Source organism: Agrobacterium sp. CG674 (assembly GCF_053521645.1).
The window spans coordinates 41,122-62,002 of the sequence record NZ_JBNWDZ010000011.1 but is presented as its reverse complement, the minus strand read 5'-3'; the positions used below and the strand labels follow the sequence as shown (position 1 = coordinate 62,002).

Here is a 20,881-nt window from a genome sequence, read left to right as displayed (position 1 = left end):
CGTCAGTCCCAAAAGTATTGACTGGCATCTCTCCATAGATCATCTACCATTACCATTACCATTACCATTGCCATTATTCCCGTTGCCGGAATTACCGTTGCTGTTGCCGCCCTTTCCATTGGCTTGGCCGTTACTACCTTGTCCATTGCCCTGCCCCCCGCTACTAGAATTCCCGTTTCCGGAGTTGCCGGAATGGCCATTGCTGTTGCCGCTACTTTGATTGCCGTTGGAACCGCCATTGCCGGTGCCCTGGCCGCTATTGCCCTTACCATTGCCTTGCCCCCCGCTACCAGAATTTCCGTTTCCGGAGTTGCCGGAATGGCCATTGCTTTGGTTGCCGTTGGAACCGCCGTTCCCCTTACTATTGCTGCCGTTCCCAGAATGGCCGTTACCATTTCCGCTCTTTTCTCCACCAGACGCCTTGTTGCCCTTAGAGGCAGAACCATGTCTCTGGGAAGACGAGTTCGGCGATGCGGTGGAGGATGCATCTGGTTTCGAGCTTACTGCCTTGGTTGAACCGATCGCGGGCACTCTGCCGACCGAAGGAGCTACTGATGATATTGAGGGGGCAGCGCCTTCACTGGAAACAGTCATGCCACGGGAAGAATCAACGGCCGCGCGCTGTCCGGGACCAAGATCCGTCCTTTGGCCTGACCCGAATGATGTCACCTGTACAAGGCCTCGATTGACGGAGACATCGGCACTCTGCTTCGTCACCTCCACCCTAAAATTAGTACCCTTTACAACTGCGGCCAGAAATGGCGTCTGCACCGTGGTGTGTGGCGTGTTCCGTTTTTCGATCTCTAGATCGATCGTACCGACCTGTTGATATATTTCCGTCCTTCGCTCGAAAATCCCGGACTTGGTGAAAAGACCCGCTAATGTGTTGGGCTGGAACGTTATGCTTTCAATGCCGCGCACAAGCTGTGCGCGCCCTCGAGGGCCGGTCGATATCCATGCTTTATTTGGGATAGGATCGCCCACCTTCGCAGGTTTCCATGTGACTTTGTCTATAGTATAATTTACCTGCTGGCTGGCCTTGGCCACCAGCCAGTCAGCATCGCTGGCTCTCGCTGCAAAAGCCATCATAAGAACCAAGATTGTTGCTGATAATACGCGATACATTTAATGCCCCTAACCTTGCAGGACTATCCCAGCCTCAGTTTAATAAACAGCTAAAGTAGTGATTCAAAATAGTTGCCTTGTTAGTCTTAAAGACGGCGTTATGCACAATGATCCCTTTGACCTTTCTGCGGTCTCGGCCTGATCCCGGCTTTGCGAAGCCAGTTTCGGAACCGCCGCCTAAAACGGTTAGTCGCCCTGAGATCGTTCTTGGCCCAATGACGATCCGTCTTGAGGAAGGGGCATCAGCCGCCCGGATCGCCGCCATCGCGCGTACTCGCAACGGCTCAGTGCCGCTTGCCGAGGATGGCGTCAAGCGGATCGGTGAGCAGTATCGGATCGAGACCGAATTGCGCGGTTTTGATCCGGAGGTTCGCATGACCGGACGGAAAGAGCGATCAGCGCCGCTCGTCGCCGACATGCAGTCCTGGCTTGTCCATCAACGCGCCACTCGTCGCAACCAAGTCGCCGCTCGGCGAGGCATTGGCTTACATCGCCAAATACTGGGATGATCTGAAGCTCTTCCTGACCGACGGCCGCGTCGAGATCGACAACAACACCGTCGAGCGGACCATCCGGCCGATTGCTCTCACTCGGAAGAACGCGCTCTTTGCAGGCCATGATGCGGGAGCAAAGAACTGGGCGACAATCACCTCGCTGATCGAAATCTGCAAATCCAACGCCGTCGATCCGCTGGCCTATTTGACTGCGACGCTCACCGCCATCGTCAACGGCCACAGGCAGAGTTGCATTGATGAGCTCTTGCCGTGGAATTATTCGGGACGAACAAACGGCTGAAGCCTGCTGTCGGCCTGAAGCGGACAAGCCGAAGCAGGTTCACGCGTCCACCTTCCGGTGTTGGCGCACCGTTCAAGAAGCTCAGTCTGTTGGAGGGAGCAGATGAGGATTCCAAACCACATCCCACAAATGTCCGTCGGGATCACGGAAGTAGCCAGCGTAGCCGCCGTAGAAGGTGGACACGGGGCGTTTCACGATCTCGGCTCCGGCCCGCTCAGCGGCGGCCATCACCTCCTCGACCTCTTCCATCGTTGACACATTGTGGCCAATGGCGAAGGACGTGGAGCTAGGCGGCTGTAAGGGCAACCCTGTGTCGTGAGCAACGTCGCTCTGCGACCAAAGCGCCAGCTTTAGACCTCCACCCATATCAAAGAACGCGACCGTGCCATGTTCGAACTCTTGTCCGATGATCCCTTCAGTCGGCAGCCCGAGACCATCGCGGTAGAATGAAACCGATTTTTCCAGGTCGGAAACGCCCAGCGTCATCACTGATATTCTAGCTTTCATACCCATACTCCTACTCTCGGCACGCGCACCATGCTCATGCCGTGGTAGTCTTGGGCCGCTAGATAGAAGCGGAAGGACCCACATTGTGGGGGGCGGGCCAACCTTCCCGAGCCTAACCTGTTTTAGACAGAACCAAGCTAGCTTCCTGTGGCTCCATCGTCAAGCACCACCGCTTGTGGCGCATTCTTGCCATCAATGTCGTAGCGGCATTTTTCGGAAAGCCCAATCAAGCTTGGTCAATGTGTGAGGAAAACACCGCTTACGGTACATTTCGAGCCTTGCCCGGTACAGTAGCGATGCTGCGACACTTATCTGAGCACTGACCTTCACACGCGATGAAATCCAGTTTCTGCGGAATTTACCACTCTTCCGTCACCCCTCAGGGGTAAGTGGCCTCGCCAATTGAAACGGTCAGCGGAACAAGGGCCTACGCAAGCGCAGCCCTCAGAATTGTGAGGTCGATGCCTCTAGAAGAAAGCGTTGCGTATATATGTTTTAGGACTGCGTACCCATTTTGAAGCGAATGTTGAACAGGGGCAAGTTCCCCTTCTCCAAGCTAAGAGGGTCATTCCGCTCTCTCAGCGGCTACAAGCCGATCCAACAAGAGCTTAAAATCTTCTTCTGTACTGATCGGCTTGAAAGAGAGAAGCCGGCTTGCGGCAAAGCGCACCATATGGCTTGAAGTCAGAGGTTCCTGGTCTCTCGCCTCAGTCTTTAGTTGGCGAGTCAAGTGATGTTCCGACAGTCGGGAGATGTTATCTATCTCCCGGACGGGACGAGACAGAGCATCTTGATCCTGACTATCTGCTACCCGTGTTTCATCTTGTCTGCGGCCGCTACCAGTTTCCGACATTGTCTATCCTCCAAGTCCTCAATAGAACAAACTCGGCAGAACCTGCTCTGTTCCGATTATGCGTTTGGCGAAAGCGCTAACATTTCCCGCACCCAGGACATTGTTACCTTCCACTTGCTTCATGCAGTCATGATTGGAGTGGCGTTGTGTGCGCTGACAGTGAGCGTTGTGATAGCTCGACACCTTTTGCTACGATACAAGCAATCCGCAAAAACTGTAGGAAGATGATGGCCCTTCTCTTCCGCACGCCCTCGTTCTACAGCCACACCTCAGCGGCGATTGATTCGTCCCGCCCCACGCTGTAAAATGAAAAAGGGCAGCGGCTGCTAGGTACCGAGGAACGATAATGGCAACAGGTACAGTTAAGTTTTTCAATGACGAGAAAGGGTATGGCTTCATCACGTCTGAGAAAAGCGGTCACGATGTCTTCGTTCACATTTCGTCTTTGCAACAACGCAGCACGTTACGAGAAGGAGAGAAAGTGAGCTTTGAGATTGGCCAGGATCGCGATACCGGTAAATTGCAGGCCGAAAAAGTCAGTGTGCTTTAGTTATGCGAAGCCAGTGTCGCTGACATCGTCAATGATTTGAAAAACCTGAAGCTATCTCCGAGACAATGTATTAGCAGTCATTGAGTGCGCTCGCACGCCACTCGCGGCGTCGAAAATGGCCGTCGGTTCTTTGGTTACTATAGTCAGTATATTAATCATTTAAGATTATCGTGGTGGCAGCAAATCCCATCAAACCAGGCGCGCGCTATGATCGACTTTTTTGCTTCCAACTCCAATCAGGTCCTCTCCGCACTTGATCTCTCCTTTGCCATCATCGAATTCGAAACGGACGGCACTATCCTCAGAGCTAACAAGAACTTTTGCGATTTGATGGGGTACACCGAGAAAGAGATCGTCGGACAGCATCACCGTATCTTCATCGATAAAGAATATGCCGGCTCCTCCGAATATACCGCTTTCTGGCGAAAACTTCAAGGCGGCACTTTCGAGTGCAGCGAGTTCAAGCGCATCGCAAAAAACGGTGACGAGATTTGGATCCGGGGCAATTATAACCCGGTCAAGAGCAGCAGTGGCAAAGTCCTCAAGATCATCAAATTTGCAAACGACATTACGCAGACCAAGATGGGTGGACTTGATAGCAGCGCAAAGCTCGCAGCCGTTTCTCGCGCACAGGCGACAATCGAATTTACGCCCGAGGGCAAAATTCTAACCGCAAACGAAAACTTTTTGAAGGCGATGGGGTACTCGCTGAACGAGATCGTCGGTCAGCATCACCGCATGTTTGTAGAGCCTACCGAGGCAAGCTCCCAAAGATATATGGAGTTCTGGACCCGGCTACGCATGGGCGAATACGTCGCGGATGAATTCCTGCGCATCGGCAAGGGTGGGCGTCATGTTCATATCCAGGCGTCCTACAATCCGGTTTTCGATCCAAGCGGAAAGATCATCAAAATCGTCAAGTTTGCGACTGATGTCACCGGGCGGGTGGAAAATGTCGAGCAGCTTGCGCTAGGGTTAACGCGCTTTGCCGATGGCGACTTATCTCAGCAAATCGATCGCCCTTTTATTCCATCGCTGGAGAGACTTAGAACGGACTTCAATTCTGCATCTCAGAAGCTAAAGCTCGCCATGGCCGCAGTTGCCGAAAATGCACAGGCCATCACCTCTGGCTCCAACGAAATTCGCATATCTGCAGACGATCTAGCAAAGCGTACAGAACAACAAGCGGCCTCTGTCGAAGAGACGGCTGCCGCCTTGGAACAAATTACGACGACCGTGAAAGACTCCAGCCAGCGCGCTGAAGAGGCTGGCCGTCTCGTCGCTCGCACCAAGGATCATGCCAACCACTCAGGCAATGTCGTGCGTGAAGCCATCAGCGCTATGGATCAAATCGACGCATCTTCCAAGGCAATTTCAAACATCATCGGCGTGATCGACGAAATTGCATTTCAAACGAATTTGCTGGCACTCAACGCAGGTGTCGAAGCGGCACGCGCGGGTGAGGCTGGAAAAGGATTTGCTGTGGTTGCCCAAGAGGTGCGCGAACTTGCGCAGCGTTCAGCAACCGCGGCAAAAGAGATCAAGGTCCTCATCACCGCATCTGGTTCATATGTCAGCAACGGCGTGACGCTGGTGACGAAAGCCGGGACAGCTTTGCAGGAGATCGCCTCCCACGTCGAGAACATTAATGGCGATATCACAGCCATCGTAGAAGCTTCCCGTGAGCAGTCGACTGCGCTGAGCGAAATCAACAGGGCCATTAATTCGGTTGACCAGGGCACACAGCAGAACGCCGCCATGGTTGAAGAACAGACAGCGGCCAGCCATGAACTGGCCAAGGAGGCCGCGGCGCTGTTCGAATTACTTGATCAGTTCCGTTTCGAAGTTGTGAAACGCTCGCAATCGACAAACCCTGTCGAGACCAAACGGCAGGCAACGACTAAAAGTGCACCATCACTTGTTGCGAACACACCAGTCCAGCGTTCGTCCTACGTTGCGGCCCCTCGCCGGATGCCGAATGCCTCAGCTGCTGCAGCGGTTCAGGAAAGCTGGGAAGAGTTCTAGAAAACTGACACGGAAAGTGTATGCGGCCAAAAAATTGGGTGAAATACGCCGCTATTGCTTTTACGGATCGGGGCCAGTCTTCACCCATTGGCTAATGGCGAACGAGGGCTGCTCTTCGCGCCCTTCAATCGCCGCCTCCGGCAATAGAGCGCGTTATGAGTACGTTGCCACGTCCCGTGCCTGCAGAACCGCTTGAAATACTGATGGACCGTGCTCTTCGGCAGAAAATCGTGCGGTAGCAACGCCCATTGGCAACCCGACTGCAGCAGGTAGAAGATGGCGTCCATTACAGCGCGAAGTGACCTCGTGCGTCTGCGACCTCGCAGTGGCTGCGACGGCATGAAGGGCGCGATCATGCTCCACTCCCGATCCGTCACGTCACTTGCGTAGCGCATCCGGCTTCTGTCATGGTAACGCCGGGTGAAGGGTCCAGGCCGTTTGATCTCTCCGTATTTGTCGCAAAATACAAAGAAGCTGATTGCCGCCCTTCATTCAACCCCGCGCAATTATCGCCATTCTTGTACAGACACTAAAACATCCTCCATCCAGGTTTTCCAACGTTCTTTATTGATCCAAAGAACCTCTCTCCTCGTAAAATATGCGAAGCTCTCTACATATTGCGGGTTCAGAAATCTTGTGACAAAACGGCCTCGGCTGCCCAACCCGTGAAAGTCAGGAATAATCGTTGAGCTACGACCGATCCCAAGTTGATCTTACAAATTGCGATCGCGAACCGATCCACATTCCTGGAGCCATCCAACCTAATGGTGCCATGGTCGTAATGGACGACAAGACCGGCCTCGTGTCCTTTGTCTCCGAGAACATTGGAGATTTTCTCGGAGATACGAACCGAGAGTACGTCGGAGCAGAACTCTCTGAACTGGTTGGCGCAAGCGTCGCTCACAACCTTGCAAATGCCGCTGCTCGTGCTGGTGCCGGTCAGATCGCGGGTGTCGTTCTCAAGGCCGAGCTTGGCGAGGGCAAGACCGCCGACATCACCGTGCATCGCTACGATGGACGGACCTTCTTTGAATTCGAACAGCCCGGAACTCCGGAAGACACGGAAGTCGCCTTACATCTTACCCAGTCTCTGGTTCGCCGGGTTGACAAGCACAAGAATTTTGACGCGCTTTTTAAAGGCACTGCAAAACTCGTCCGGGCCATGCTCGGATACGACCGCGTGATGATCTATCGGTTCCTGCACAATGGAGCTGGCCGTGTCGTGGCCGAGGCGAAAGACCCTGCGCTCGGCAGTTTTCTCGGCCAGCACTTTCCAGTTTCGGATATTCCCGTTCAGGCACGCCAGCTCTACATGAGGAACTGGGTTCGCGTGATCGGCAACGTCTCGTTCGTTCCTGTCACGCTCCAGCCTCGGATTTCCGATACCGACGCGCCTGTCGATATGTCGTTCGCACAACTGCGCAGCGTGTCATTAATCCACTGCGAGTATCTTCGCAACATGGGCGTCTCGGCATCGATGTCGATCTCCATCGTCGTCGATGGCAAACTCTGGGGCCTAATCGCCTGTCATCACAACACTCCGAAATGGCTGTCGATACCGCTTCGTGTCGCGACTGAACTGTTTGCGCAGTATTTCTCGCTTCATGTTGCTGGCATCGAGCACCGAGAGCAGAAAGCCGCGGCGCTCAGCGCCCGCAGTCGCCTGGACGCCATCATCTCTGGTGTCGATCCCAACGCTCCGGTCGGAGATGCTCTCAAAGAACGGCTTTACGATTTCATGTCCCTAGTCGCCAGCGATGGTGCCGGACTTTGGATCGGCGGGGAGTGGGCGAGTACCGGCACTGCCCCTTCAGACGAAGCGGTTCCAACACTTATGAGAATGGTCACCCAAAAAGCGGGACGATCGATCTGGGCGACGCAAGACCTTCGGGACGTCACCGGAGACGTCGAAGAGTACGGAAAAAGTGTCGCTGGAGTTCTCGCAATTCCGATTTCGATATCCTCGCCCGATTTTCTGGTCTTCTTCAGAAGCGAAGAGGCGCACGAGATCGAATGGGCAGGTGAGCCGAAAAAGGTTGAGACCTTGACGGAGAAGGGTCATCGACTGTCGCCACGCGGCAGCTTCGAGACCTGGCGGGAAGATGTGCGCCATAAGTCGATCCCGTGGACCGACGCCGACTTTGTCGTCGCCGACGCCGTCAGGGGATATGTCCGTGACATGATGCTTTCGCACAATGACGCGACCGAGCAAGAACGCGGCAAGGCAGACGAGAAGCGGAAGCTTCTCAACTCCGAACTGAACCACCGCGTAAAGAACATTCTCGCCTTGGTTAAATCGATAGCTCTCCAAACGGGCGCCAGCGCTGCATCTGTAGAAGACTACACGCAAGCGTTCGAAGGTCGGCTCCACGCACTGTCTTACGCGCATGATCAGTCCTTCGCAGGAGGCGATGGCGGAGGCCTGCGTGATCTCATCGAAGCGGAAGCTGATATGCATCGCTTCGGGCCTGTCCCGGATAGGGTAGCAATTTCGGGTCAACCCGTCGGACTGACGGAGCGCGCATTTGGTGTCGTCGCCCTCCTTCTACACGAAATGATGACCAATGCCGCAAAATATGGCAGCCTCTCGGTGCCGTCTGGCCGCTTGGATATCAATTGGAATATCGAGGATAGTGGCGACTGCCGGATCACTTGGGCTGAAAACGGAGGGCCCGAAGTGGTTGCCCCCACCCGTCGCGGTTTTGGATCGAAGCTCATTGAGAAGACGGTGTCTTACGACCTTGGCGGTGAAGTCGAAATCGAATTTGCCAAAGACGGTTTGAGAGCGCAGATCATTATCCCGGCGAAACACCTATATGCGTTTGTGGCGCAACCTGATGCTCCGAAGAACGGAGCCGGCGTCATCGATGAACAGATTCTTCAGGGTCAGAGCGTCCTGCTTGTCGAAGATCAGGCGTTAATTGCCATGGATACCGAGGAGCTTCTCTCCACACTCGGCGCGAGCAAGGTTTCGATCGCATCAACTGTAGAGGCCGCTCTCAACTCTATTGACGTTGCTGCGCCAGATTGCGCGGTTCTAGATCTTAATCTGGGTTCGTCGTCGTCTGAGTTGGTCGCACTACGACTTACTAAAGTCGGCATTCCCTTCATCTTCGCCACGGGTTATCGGGATGGAATTCATATTACGGAAGAGTTGAGAGATGTTCCCGTCGTACGCAAGCCTATTGCGGAAAGCGCGCTCGCAGTCGCGCTAGGTCGTGCGATTATGGGCTCCCTCCCCAATCTGAAACCAACGACAAATGACAGGACCTGATTTCGGCATTCTACGTTATCAAGATTAGGGGCGGCTTCTCAATCCCTTGATTGAATTGAACCGACTTTGGTTTGCGGTGTTCTGCTGGAAACTACTTAGCAGTATCAGCTTCATCCTGGTCGCCTAACTATCAGGAAAACCCGTCTATGACGCGCGGCAGTAAACTTAATTGAAGCCTAATATTTGAAATACGAATGTGTAAACTTGGCCCTTTGGAAAACGTCGTTCGCTCTGTCATGTTGACGTAGTCCTGTTGAAAACAGCAGGACAACCATATTTTAGCGGCGACGATCCCCGCCATCGTAGGGTTCGTCTTGGTTGCCGATTTCGGAAATATGTTGTTCCAACTGAAGGCTATTCGAGCGGCTACTGAGTGTCAGGCGGAGATGTTCTCTGAAATATGGCTGGCCGAAAGAAAGCTGGTTAAGAGATGCAAATTGCAAAATCCGAGCGAAGACCGCGACATGCGCAAGAACGACGATGATGCATACGAGACGGTTTTCAATATCTTCACTGACCTAAACTCAGAAGTGAACGGCAACCTGATGGACGCGCACGAAATGGGAGAAGCATACGATCTCTTGGGCCTACCGAGCGTGCAGTACATCGAGCGCCTCGGAGGCAAAACGCGTTGAGCAAGCACCAGTCCTGGTTAAAAACCTACATCGCAAAAACATCGGGGCCATGGAAAGCGGCAATGTGCTTTTTCTTCGTGGTGATGTTTCTGATGGCGCTTAGCGCAGCGGCAATACTGGCCGGGTGGCACAACGCGTCAAACAGGCTTGCGGCATACATGGCCTTGGCTGGCGTTGGGTTTTTCGTATCGCTCTTCTTCCATGCTTACTTGAGCTTACGGGGAAATAGGAGAATGAAGTCGGAGCAGCATAATCGGAGTAAGGGAACGACGCATTGAATGAAAATGGGGTAGAAGTCCCATCTTCCGGCAGGTTTCTGTTTCGGAAAGGGCAAGCTTGAGTTTGCTTGGTCGTTCCGGTACCGTGAACGTCGATTGTCACTGCGTTCAAATACCTTGCGGTCGCATTGCGCGATTGCGCAGTGTGTCGCTAATCTCACAGATTGACTGGGAAACAATCAGGAGCGTCGCCTGAACTCCAGTGGCGTTTGTCCAACCACATCTCTGAACGACCGTCCAAACTGGCTTACTCCGTTGAAACCGCAATCAAGGGCGATGTCCCCAACGGTGAGACGTGTTTCAGCAAGCATCAGTTTTGCTCGTTCTACCCGCCTGATGTTCAGGTAGCGGTACGGCGGTTCTCCAAAGGTTGCCTTGAACGCCCGAGAAAAATGAAAGCGTGGCCGTTAGGCTTACGGCCAGTTTGACGGCGGACGTTTCGAGAGCATTAACGAAGGGCTGGGCAACAGCACGGTAGTGTCCCTCGATGTTGTTCCAATCAGTCTTCACCATGAGGAAAGCGGCGTCTGCACCCTGGAAGAATTGGCAGCAATGCTTCCTTCGCTTCGGCCACCTTCAGACCCAGGGTGTCAATCGGCGTTGAATATTGACCCCGTGGGGATGCGGATAAAAACTTGGACTGATTTATACGTTAAGGCCAAGACTTCTTCGATATTCGACCGGGCTGCGTGATCCCAGCGATATCTTGATACGCTTCTCATTGTACCAGCGGATATAAGCGTCTACTTCGGCAACGAACTGTTCGATTGTGATGGCCTTCCAATCTCGTGGATAAAAGAGTTCTGTTTTCAATCGACCGAAGAAGCCTTCGCAAGCAGCGTTATCTTGTGAGCAGCCCTTTCGGGACATCGAGCGAACCAGTTTCGCTTCGCTGATCCGCGTTAGCCAGCCAGGCCAGCGATAATGAGCTCCGCGATCGGAATGGACAATTGGCCGTTCCTCTGCTTCGGTCACGGTCTCAATGGCTGCATCAAGCATAGTATTGACCAGCTCCGCATCTGGTTGCGTTCCAATCGACCAACTGATGACCATGCCGTCGAAGCAATCGATGATAGGCGAAAGGTAGACCTTCCCGGCTGGGATCTGGAACTCGGTGATGTCTGTTTGCCATTTCACGTTCGGCGCGTCTGCATGGAAGTCGCGATTGATCAAGTTGTCAGGGGCCGGACTGATTTCTCCCAAGTATGATCCGAAACGCCGGCGACGCGGTCTAGCAACGACCAAGTGCTCCTGCTTCATCAAGCGCTGGACAACCTTTTCCGAGATGATCACGCTCTGCCTGGCCAGCGACGCCTGTAGTCGCCGATAGCCGTAACAACGACGGTTCGCTTCAAAGATTTCCGCAAGGCTGTCCCGGACGGCGGCATACTTGTCTGCGAGACACATGCGCGTGCGATGATAAAAGTAGGAGCTTCGCGCAATTTGCAGTTGGGCGAGCATTTCTGGCAAGCGATAGGTCTCTTTAAGGGCGTCAATCAGCTGTGTCTTTTCCCGATTACTCAGGGTCTGGAGATCGACGCCCAGGCCTTTTTTTAGCAGTTCGTTGGCCTTCTTCAACAGATCATGCTCGAGTTGCAACTGACGGACATCGCGTTGGAGGACTTCGAGCTGTCGCTCAAGTTCCTCGCGTTCGGGCGCCGGCGCAGAGGTTTTGCGGCGTTTCATGGATGAAGGAGCCTCATGACCGAGTAACTGATTTCTCCAGTTGTACAACGTCGGCCTGCAGACGCCCAGCCGGTCGGCTACTCGTTGGGCACTTTCCTCTCCACTGCAAAGCTCCATGATACCAACCTGCTTCAAAGTCTCCGAATAGGCCGGACGCCACGATCGACCGACCATGGAAGCTCTCGCCTCTGGGAACGCTTCTCGAACCCATACGGTCAAGGTTCCTCGGCCGGGATAACCCAGTGCTCGTATTGTCGCAGAGATACAGCCATCGTGGGTCTGGTAATGCTCAAGCGCCGCCTGCTTCTGATCCTCGGAATATTTCGGCATTCGAACCGGATAGCGAACGAACAGATCAAAACGCTGCTCGTACTCACGGTACCAGCCCTTCAAAGCATTTTTGGTCGGATAACCCAACTGGCGAATGGTTGCCTTAACCCGCTTGCCAAGCCTGATGTAAAGCTCAACGGCTCGAAGTCTGTCTGCGTAGGAATACATGAACTACCTCCTGGTGGTCCAAGTTTTCGTCCGCATCCCCTCACCCCGCCAGAGGGGTCAATATTCCATGCCGAAACACAGATGTCGCCATCAGTGTTGCAAATGCCACGACCATGAGATGTTTTTTCAATTTAAGTTCCTCCTCAAAAATACCAACGGTCACCGTGACTCTTCAGAAAGGCGGCACTCATCCTCCTCTCCACCGGGGGACCAGATGAAATCGGGAACGAGAGCGATGCATTACTTTATTGAGTTCTGGGCGACGGCCTCCTGTCTCCACCGTCGCAAGGCACAATTGTCTGAGAGACAGGGTATGGTCAACCGTTCCGTTACGGCTTTACCTTGCAGCAATGATAGAAATAGACCAATGAAGTCTGATATTATCTATCAAACCATCATAGGCTTTCAGGAACCCACAAATGAGCGGGAAAAAATCTCTGTCCTGGGCTCTCCGCCATGCCGTGTTCGATTGTGTGGATCATGGTGGAGATCAAATCGGTGCATAACTCGCGCAGCGGGGTTTGGAAAACACCGGAAATCCTGCGCTCAAGCAAGGCTTGCCTTGATTGCGGGGTCAGCTCGTTGACCAGGCAAGCTATCTGTTCGGAACGCGGACTTTGATTGAGTGCCTCAATAACACCCTCCATACCCCCGCCAATGCAATAAACACCGACAAGATCCGGATGACGTGAAAGCGTATCCATCATCATCTCGTAGGTAAGTTGGCGCGTCTCCAGATTGATGAGTGCGTCCAACACCTGAAACTCAGGCGCAAACTCACGCATGTAAGCCCGAAACCCCATTTCCCTCAGAGAATGTCCGTGAAAACGGTGCCCTCCCAGAAACAGTAGAACCTTGCCGGGGTTTTGGGAAAGTTTCGATATCATCCACGCGGCACTGCGGCCGACTTTCATGTTGTTCGTACCTAAATAGGCTTCCCGAACGCCTTGAGCTAGGTCCGTCAGGAGAGAGAAAGTAGGGATGCCTTTCGACTTCAAAGCTGAAACGGCGGCGGTCACATCGTGATGATCAGGACCGGTTGCTGCGATAGCAGATATTTTTCCCGACATGCCCAACATCATCTCCGACAATTCCGTCGGCTCACCCGTTTTAAGATACTGTATGGTGAGTTGGATGTGGCGATCCTTGACCGCTGCGGCGGCGAGTTGAAGTTCAGAGGCAAAAGATTGATAGAACTCCTGCCTTTCTTTGCGCAATATGATACCGAAGGAATACACCGGTAGATCAGCGAGCATCCTTTGCCTAATTATGTTGGTCGCGTGAAAGCTCAGACGCTCCGCGGCAGCGAACACTTTCTTTGATGTCTCTTCGCGAACAGGCAAGCGACCATTCAAGACGCGATCAACTGTCGCGACGCTGACACCAGCGGCTTTGGCAACATCTGATATTGTCGGACGTTTCATTCAGACCTCACTGGAATCAACTTTTATGTTCTGCAATAATTGCATCAGATGATGAGGGCAATCAAATCATCTCGATGGTTTTTGTCTGTCACGAGAAACTGACTCGCTGAATGACGAAGCTAGTGGTTGTCCTGCACACCGTCGCTTCAATATGGCGGGGTGCGCTACCCAATGCTGAAGTTGTCAATCAACGCCCGTCTGCACTTACGCACTGGGCAGATCGCTCGACATCGGTGACCGTTTCGGTCGATATAAGCTGTAGTGATCTTTCCGGTGCCAGCAGTGTGCTGCGTGATCGTCATGCCAGCGAGAGTCGAGCGCTAGCGGTTGGTTATCGGCACTAACCGCAAGGGGCTCGAGTCGGTGGCATCAATACTGATACCCACAATCGCAGCCGGGTCAAAACCCGGTCGCTGGCGTGCCTGCTTGATGGCGGCATCTGACGGATGCAAGCCGAACCAGAAATCGGCGGGGTTCTGACGCGCGATGTTGTGGTCGAGCGGATCGACTAGGATGACTGGGCTTCCTCTTCGATCCCAATGACGCCTGCGCCGAATTCGTTTCGTAGTCCACGCCTAAAGCGAACAGTCTAATTCCTCCATTCGTTGATCGCGCCCCTGTTGAAGCCGAACCCGTGCGTGTGCTTTTGACGAGCAAGCGTCATCACCGTCGCGCCCATGCCTGGGGCAAGCCGATGGTGCGGTGATAGGTGTTCTCCGCGTATGTGAACCGATTCAACCGACCGCGCTACGGCATGCGGTTATGTTCGCGGCGCGCACCCAACCATCTGCCGCAACGATCAGGGCTGCACAGAGTTCGATAGTCTTGTGGAAGTTTACCGGCTTATGCTGAGAGGGCGTTCGTCATTCAATTGCGCGAGACAACCTCCCGCATGCGGAGCCCTGACGCGTCAAATATGTGCGTGTTTTGTGGGGACCAGGAGAGGTAGACGCGATGGGTCGGTTTTATGATGGTGGAAGAACGATACTCGACCGTCACCGCCTGGCCGTCCGCCAGCTGGCAGTACAGATATTGAGTGCCACCGAGAAACTCGAGAAAATCCACGGTAGCTGGAATTTGGCCGCCGTCTGACAACTCGGTCTGAACTGCGATATGTTCAGGTCGAATTCCCACCAAAATCTCGCCACCACTGTCACCAACTTCAGAAATAGGGAACGGCGTAGCAAAAGGAGTGTCCGCCAGCACGACCGTTTGGCGACCTGCATGTCCAGCCTTCAAAAGGTTCATGCGCGGCGAGCCGATGAAGCCCGCTACGAAGCTGTTGGCCGGATTTTCATAGATCTCGCGAGGGCTTCCAACCTGCTCAATGCGACCGTCACGAAGGACAACGATCACATCCGCCAGCGTCATCGCTTCCGTCTGGTCGTGGGTTACGTAAATCATCGTATTGCCGAGCTCGCGATGGAGACGCGAGATCTCGATTCTCATTGAGACCCGCAATTCCGCATCGAGATTGGAAAGCGGCTCGTCGAACAAGAAGACCTCTGGCTTTCGGACGATTGCACGCCCAATGGCAACGCGTTGACGCTGACCTCCAGAAAGCTGCCCCGGCCGACGGTCGAGTAGATGGTCGGTCTTCAGGATGGCAGAGGCCGCAGCAACGCGACGATCAATATCTTCCTTCGGCGTTTTGGCCATCTTTAAGCCGAAGGCGAGGTTGTCGCGGACGCTCATATGCGGGTAGAGCGCATAGGACTGGAAAACCATAGCGATACCCCGGTCTGACGGATCGAGGTCGGTCACGTCGCGTCCCTTTATAGCGATTAGCCCGTCCGTGACCTCCTCAAGCCCTGCGATCATTCGCAGCAGAGTGGATTTGCCACATCCGGACGGCCCGACGAATACAACGAACGCACCCTCCGGGATCGACAGGTCGATTCCGTGGATGATGTCGAGGCTGCCAAAGGACTTGCGGATCCCCGACAGAACGACGCCGCCGTCTGATGGCAGGGGTTGATCGTCGTTAAGCGCCGAATCGCGTTCGATGGAGGGTGCGTTGCTGGCTGCAATCAAGGAGGGGATCATTCAGTGTCTCCCCCCGAACCGTTCCGTACCCACACCAGCATCTCGCCAGGCTGCCTATTATCCCAGAGATGGTAGGGGACAAATCGCGCCGTGGCGGGCGACCTTGCTGGAGCGGCCTCGCGATAGAGCGAGGCTCCCCAGTCGGCCTCGTCCTTTGCGGCGTCGACGTCGATCGCAACGGCACCGTTCAGCTCGGGCACCAACGTTTCCTTGGCAGAGGCCATGCTGCTACCGGTCAGCGTCAGTCGGTTGAGCCCTGCGCAATTATCGGTCTCCTCGATGCAATAGACGAGCGGTCCGCGTACAAGAGCCACACGGCCGGCATCCTGACGGATCAACGGATTGGCATGGAGAAGCCTGGCCTTCAGGGGCAGGTCGAGATTGATTTCATCGCCCTCGCTCCAGTCCCGTTCGATCCGTGCATAACCATCCACGACGACTGCCGCCAAATCGACGGGCGCACCGTTGAGGGACAGGATGGCACCGGTCGCCCATTCCGGGATCCTTAGTGAAACGGCGAAGCGCGTCGGAGCCGTCAGCGTCGCCGTGATGCGGATCGCGCCGTCCCATGGATAGCGCGTCTCTTGGCGCAACGTCACCTGCGTTCCTGCCAGTTCGAAGCGCGCTTCGCTTTCACCATAGAGATGCACGGCGATCTCGTCCTCGGAGGAGGCGTACATATAGGAACCCACCGAGGCGAGCAGCCGGGCGATATTAGGCGGGCAGCATGGACACGGATGCCAGGACCAGCGATGGTGCTCGCCAGCGCTTTCAAGCGGGTTGTCGTAGAAGAACCGAGTTCCGTCGAGCGACAAGCCCACCATAGCGCCGTTGTAGAGCGCCTGCTCCATGATGTCTGCATAGCGGCGGTTCGGGCCGCGCCCGAGCATTCGAGCAGCCCAAAAGACGAGCCCGACCGAGGCGCAGGTCTCGTTATAGGCACTCTCGTTCGGCATGTCATAATAGTCGGTGAAGCCCTCGTTTGCCGCCGACGGGCCGATACCACCGGTGACGTACATCTGCTTGGTAACGAGATCGCTCCAAAGCGTCTCGAGCGCCTCTGTCAGGCTGTCGTCGTTATACTCGGTGGCGATGTCGGCCATGCCGGAATACAGATACATGGCGCGCACGGCATGGCCAACGACCTTGGTCTGCTCCCGCACCGGCTGGTGTGCCTGATTGTATTCGAACGTGTGGAAGACAAACTTCTTGTTCGCGCGACCGTCCCTCCTCGCCTCATCAAGGAAAAAATGCGGCTCCCTTCCTCGCTCGTCGACGAAGTATTTGGAGAGGTCGAGATATTTCTGCTCGCCGGTGGCGCGCGCCAGCCGGACGAGGGCCAGCTCGATTTCCTCATGCCCATCATAGCCTGGTATCTGCCCCTCGCCATGACCGAAAACCGTGATCATATAGTCGGCGAACCGTGCCATAATGTCGAGCAGCTTCCGCTTGCCCGTCGCCTGAAAGTAAGCGACTGCACCTTCGATTAAGTGGCCTGCGCAGTAGAGTTCGTGAAAGTCGCGCAGGTTCGTCCAGCGGCGGCCGGGCTGAACGCGCTGGAACCAGGCGTTTACGTACCCGTCTTCGTCTTGCAACTTTTCATAGAGGTCCACGATCGCATCCACGCGCGCCTCTAGCGCAGGATTCGGCGTGCGATAGAGCGAATAGGCCACCGTCTCGATCGACTTGCCAAAATCACTGTCCCAGAACATCTGGGTCGAGCCGTCCCAGGGTTGGATCGGAAGCACGACGCCAGGGCTTGGGACGCTGACGTCGATGGCGGCGAGCATGCCGGCCTCGACGCAACGGTCTAGCAGGGTTTCAGCTGTGGTGGCGCAGATCGCGTCCTGCCGCTCGCCGAACAGGCCTTGGAGCGAGACGCTTGGCACGGGCAAAGGGCGGAACTGGCGGTTTGTGCGGGTTTTGGTTGGAACGGTGCTGTCCATGGATCTCACTTTCATTTGACGGCGCCGGCCATGAGGCCGCGCACGTAGTAGCGTTGGAGAAGAAGAAATATGAAGAGGCAGGGGATGGTCATGACGACCACCCCGGCCTGGACCGCGCCCCAGTTGATCGCGCCCAGTCGGCCGGCCCGCACCGCCATCATGAGGACGGGCATGGTGTAGTTGTCGTTGCTGGAAAGAAGCACGAGTGCCGCGAGAAACTCGTTCCAGGCATTGAGGAAGGCGAAGATCGCAACGGTGGCGGCACCCGGAAGGACAAGCGGGAGGAGCACGCGCACCAGCAACTTCAGGTCTCGCGCCCCATCGATTCGCGCAGCCTCCTCGATCTCCTTTGGCACGGCGTCGAAGGCGTTGCGCATCATAAACACGGAGAAGGGTAGTTGCAGAGTGACATAGACCAGCACCAGCCCGAAGAGCGAATTGTTGAGCCCGAGCTTCGCCAGGATGAGGAACAGCGGTGTGAGTATCGACTGAAACGGGATCATCAGCGTCGCGATGATCAGCACGAACAACGTGTTCTTCAGCGGGAAGCGATAGCGCGAGAAACCGTAGCCCGCGAGCAGGCTGATGGCGACGGTGAGGACGACGGTGGCGAGCGAGACGATTAGCGAGTTCAACGTGTGCTGCCAGACACCAGCACCGAAGGTATCGAGCGAGCGATACGAGTCGAGGCTGAAACCTGTCGTGGGCCACGGCGGCAGCGGCGGGGTCATCCCCTCCGCACCGTTGCGGAACGAGGCGAGGAACGCGACGGCGAAGGGTGCAAGGAAAAAGAGGACGATGCCGACGCCGGCCGTATGGTAGGCGACCGCACCGTTGCGCTTGCCGCGAGCACGGGCGAGCTTTGCGGCTTCGTTCGCCGGGTTCGCTCGAGTCTCGGTTGCATGGCTGGAAGCTGTCATGGTCGGGGAGCGCGCTGTTTGCGTCATGGTCATGCCTTGTCGTCTCCGACCTTCAGCAGCCAGAGCTGCACGATGCTGATGGCGACGAGGATGGCGAGCAGCACGATCGAGAGCGATGCGCCGTAGCCAAGATTGAAGGACACGAAGGACTGGTTGAAGATGTAGTAGACGACCGAGATCATCCGGTTCTGGGGGCCGCCCGCCGTCATAATGTAGAACTGGTCGAAGGCGAGGATCGAACCGGTGACGGAGATGATAAGTGCCAACGCGATCGTGCGGCGCATCAAAGGAAGCGTCAGGTAGCGGAAACGTTGCCAGCGCTTCGCCCCGTCAATGCGGGCCGCCTCGACGATATCTGCTGGAATGGCCTGCAGGCCGGTGAGCAGAATGATCATAGTAAAGCCCGCGATCTTCCAGACGACCATGACGATGATGGTTAAGAACGCGCTGTCGAAGCTGGCAAGCAGATTAGGGCTACGCTCGACGAAGCCGAGCGCCTTGAGGAGTGGCGCGATGAAGCCACTGTCCACATTGGCAAGCCACACCCACAGGAGCGACGCGGTGGCCAACCCGACGACGACGGGCAGGAAGATGATGGTGCGATAGGCATCTACGAAATGCCGTTGCTTTTCGACGAAGAGCGCCAGTGGAAAGGCAACGGCGAAGATCGCGATGGTGGCGACGACCGTATAAAGGGCCGTGAACCGCAGCGCTGACAGGAACCGCGTGTCATTGAACATGCGGATATAGTTGTTGAAGCCGATCCAGCGCTGAGCGCCCATCAGCGGCCAGGCATGCAGACTCATCCAGGCGGTCATCATCACAGGAATGACGAAGAACAGGATTACGAATGCCATGGCGGGCGCAATATAGAGAAAGCCATGCCAATTCGACAATCTTGACCTGGGTCGCCGAGGGCGGTGTGGAGAAGTGGAAAGACGGGTCATATAAAGATCTCACAGTTCACGGTCCGTCCGACGAGGCCGGACTAGGTCACCAGGAGAACGGGCGGAGAAGAGCATCCCCACCGCCCGCGAGCGTCCAATGGGAAGGATCACTGGCCGCTGTCGATGATAGACTGCATTTCGGACTGCGCCGACGAGAATGCGCCATCGACGTCGTCGCCGAAGATCGCGGCGTTGAGGAAGGTCGCCCAGGGTCCGTTTGCACTATTGATAAGATCGTTAAACTGCAGGGTGTAGGGCGTCTTTGCGACTGAGATCGCCTTCATGCCCACTTCCATACGGGGATCGAGCCCCTTCAGCACCTCATCGGCGATATCGCCACGGGTCGGCAGGCTGCCGTACTTCGCCATGATCTTCTGGCCTTGTTCCGAATAGATGTACTGGATAAAGGCCTTGACCGGCTCGAGCTTGGTCGTGCCTTTGGTCACCACCACATTGTCACCGCCGGCAAAGGACGAGGGTGAGCCGTTGACACCGGGGATGAGGGTGACTCCGAAGTCGATCGTCGGATGTTCGGTCACAAGCGTGCCGATGGCAAATGCGCCGAGGCTCTGCTGGCCGATTTTGCCACTGGTAAACGAGAGGAAGTTGGTGCCGTTGTCGCTGGCTGCCCCCGCAGGTACCAAATCCCTCTTGACCATGGTGCGGTAGACATCGACCGCCTTGCGCATCTCCGGCGTATCGAGCGTCGCCGTCTTGCCGTCGGCCGAGAGGATATCCGCGCCGGCACCCCAAGCGAGCGGGGTGAATGTGAAGATCATGCAGCCGCCGCAGCCACCGCCCGAGAAGTAGAAGCCGTAGGTATCGTCGCCTAGAGTGCGGATCTTCTCGGCGTTCGCAGTGATCTCGTCCCAACTGGCGGGCGCCTTTTCCGGATCGAGGCCGGCCTTGCGGTATAGGCCCTTGTTCCAGGCGAAGAGCGATGTTTCGACGGACAGGGGCAGTCCGTAAATCTTGTTTTCATATGTGCCGAGACGCACATGCGACGGCGACAGGGCATCGAAGTAAGGCAGGCTTTTCGCCCAGTCGGTGAGGTCTTCCAACTGACCCGCCGCGGCAAAGGCCGGGGTGTAGATCAGATCCATCGAAAGCGCGTCAGGTGCCTGACCGCCCGCGATCGAAGTCGCGTATTTCTGCACGAGTTCCGAGAAGGGAACTTCGGTCAGCTCGACCTGGTCCTCATGGCCGGCATTGTAGGCGGCAACGACATTCTTGAAGGCGTCGCCGACGCCGGTGCGCACCCACATATTGATGGTTTCGGCCGAGGCGAGGCCCGGGCTCAGAGACAGCGCGAGCAGGCTCGTCGCAGCAAGAAGCTGTTTCATCATGGTCATTCCTCCCTTGTGGCGCTCCT

The 20,881-nt window shown here is 55.6% G+C and carries 15 protein-coding genes and 1 pseudogene; 5 read left to right on the top strand and 11 right to left on the bottom strand.

Annotated features, from left to right (window positions below):
• Window positions 1–39 precede the first annotated feature (39 nt).
• Window positions 40–1,125, bottom strand: coding sequence for a FecR domain-containing protein (locus ACQZ51_RS21765; RefSeq protein ID WP_448780492.1), 1,086 nt, complete (start codon window positions 1,123–1,125; stop codon window positions 40–42).
• Window positions 1,126–1,331: 206 nt separating this feature from the next.
• Between ACQZ51_RS21765 and ACQZ51_RS21760 the strand changes: the two are divergent.
• Window positions 1,332–1,920 (top strand): annotated as a pseudogene (locus ACQZ51_RS21760) (IS66 family transposase); the annotation flags it as partial.
• A gap of 81 nt (window positions 1,921–2,001) precedes the next feature.
• Here the strand turns inward: ACQZ51_RS21760 and ACQZ51_RS21755 are convergent.
• Complete coding sequence (locus tag ACQZ51_RS21755) at window positions 2,002–2,427, bottom strand: VOC family protein (protein ID WP_448780490.1); 426 nt, start codon at window positions 2,425–2,427, stop codon at window positions 2,002–2,004.
• A 1,199-nt stretch (window positions 2,428–3,626) separates the two neighbouring features.
• Between ACQZ51_RS21755 and ACQZ51_RS21750 the strand changes: the two genes are divergently transcribed.
• Both ACQZ51_RS21750 and ACQZ51_RS21745 read left to right on the top strand, forming a co-directional pair.
• Complete coding sequence (locus ACQZ51_RS21750) at window positions 3,627–3,830, top strand: cold-shock protein (RefSeq protein WP_042619860.1); 204 nt, start codon at window positions 3,627–3,629, stop codon at window positions 3,828–3,830.
• Between the two features lie 207 nt (window positions 3,831–4,037).
• A complete protein-coding gene (locus ACQZ51_RS21745) occupies window positions 4,038–5,855 on the top strand; it encodes a methyl-accepting chemotaxis protein (RefSeq protein ID WP_448780488.1) in 1,818 nt (605 codons plus the stop codon).
• Window positions 5,856–5,935: 80 nt separating this feature from the next.
• On the opposite strand, the gene ACQZ51_RS21740 is transcribed toward ACQZ51_RS21745, so the two are convergent.
• Window positions 5,936–6,250, bottom strand: a complete 315-nt coding sequence (locus ACQZ51_RS21740; protein WP_448780486.1) for a transposase — start codon at window positions 6,248–6,250, stop codon at window positions 5,936–5,938.
• Between the two features lie 290 nt (window positions 6,251–6,540).
• On the opposite strand from ACQZ51_RS21740, the gene ACQZ51_RS21735 reads away from it, so the two are divergent.
• Both ACQZ51_RS21735 and ACQZ51_RS21730 read left to right on the top strand, forming a co-directional pair.
• Window positions 6,541–9,129, top strand: coding sequence for an HWE histidine kinase domain-containing protein (locus ACQZ51_RS21735; protein WP_448780484.1), 2,589 nt, complete (start codon window positions 6,541–6,543; stop codon window positions 9,127–9,129).
• A gap of 314 nt (window positions 9,130–9,443) precedes the next feature.
• Window positions 9,444–9,764 (top strand): hypothetical protein, encoded by a 321-nt coding sequence (locus ACQZ51_RS21730; RefSeq protein ID WP_448780482.1) that lies wholly within the window; start codon window positions 9,444–9,446, stop codon window positions 9,762–9,764.
• A 457-nt stretch (window positions 9,765–10,221) separates the two neighbouring features.
• Here the strand turns inward: ACQZ51_RS21730 and ACQZ51_RS21725 are convergent, their stop codons facing one another.
• The 8 genes from ACQZ51_RS21725 to ACQZ51_RS21690 all read right to left on the bottom strand — a co-directional run bounded on the left by ACQZ51_RS21725 (window position 10,222) and on the right by ACQZ51_RS21690 (window position 20,855).
• Entirely contained in the window at window positions 10,222–10,386 is a 165-nt protein-coding gene (locus ACQZ51_RS21725; protein ID WP_448780523.1) for a helix-turn-helix domain-containing protein, read from the bottom strand.
• A 301-nt stretch (window positions 10,387–10,687) separates the two neighbouring features.
• On the bottom strand, window positions 10,688–12,226 hold the full coding sequence (locus ACQZ51_RS21720) for an IS3 family transposase (RefSeq protein WP_448780480.1): 1,539 nt from the start codon (window positions 12,224–12,226) through the stop codon (window positions 10,688–10,690).
• 395 nt (window positions 12,227–12,621) lie between these two features.
• Entirely contained in the window at window positions 12,622–13,650 is a 1,029-nt protein-coding gene (locus tag ACQZ51_RS21715; protein WP_448780478.1) for a substrate-binding domain-containing protein, read from the bottom strand.
• 867 nt (window positions 13,651–14,517) lie between these two features.
• Window positions 14,518–15,696, bottom strand: a complete 1,179-nt coding sequence (locus ACQZ51_RS21710; RefSeq protein ID WP_448780477.1) for an ABC transporter ATP-binding protein — start codon at window positions 15,694–15,696, stop codon at window positions 14,518–14,520.
• Window positions 15,693–17,642: a glycoside hydrolase family 127 protein gene (locus tag ACQZ51_RS21705; RefSeq protein WP_448780475.1), complete on the bottom strand. Its 1,950-nt coding sequence runs from the start codon at window positions 17,640–17,642 to the stop codon at window positions 15,693–15,695. The genes ACQZ51_RS21710 and ACQZ51_RS21705 overlap by 4 nt, the downstream gene beginning before the upstream one ends.
• Before the next feature lie 11 nt (window positions 17,643–17,653).
• Window positions 17,654–18,562: a carbohydrate ABC transporter permease gene (locus tag ACQZ51_RS21700; RefSeq protein ID WP_448780521.1), complete on the bottom strand. Its 909-nt coding sequence runs from the start codon at window positions 18,560–18,562 to the stop codon at window positions 17,654–17,656.
• A gap of 29 nt (window positions 18,563–18,591) precedes the next feature.
• Window positions 18,592–19,509, bottom strand: coding sequence for a carbohydrate ABC transporter permease (locus ACQZ51_RS21695; protein ID WP_448780473.1), 918 nt, complete (start codon window positions 19,507–19,509; stop codon window positions 18,592–18,594).
• A 107-nt stretch (window positions 19,510–19,616) separates the two neighbouring features.
• On the bottom strand, window positions 19,617–20,855 hold the full coding sequence (locus tag ACQZ51_RS21690) for an ABC transporter substrate-binding protein (RefSeq protein WP_448780472.1): 1,239 nt from the start codon (window positions 20,853–20,855) through the stop codon (window positions 19,617–19,619).
• Between the last annotated feature and the right edge of the window lie 26 nt (window positions 20,856–20,881).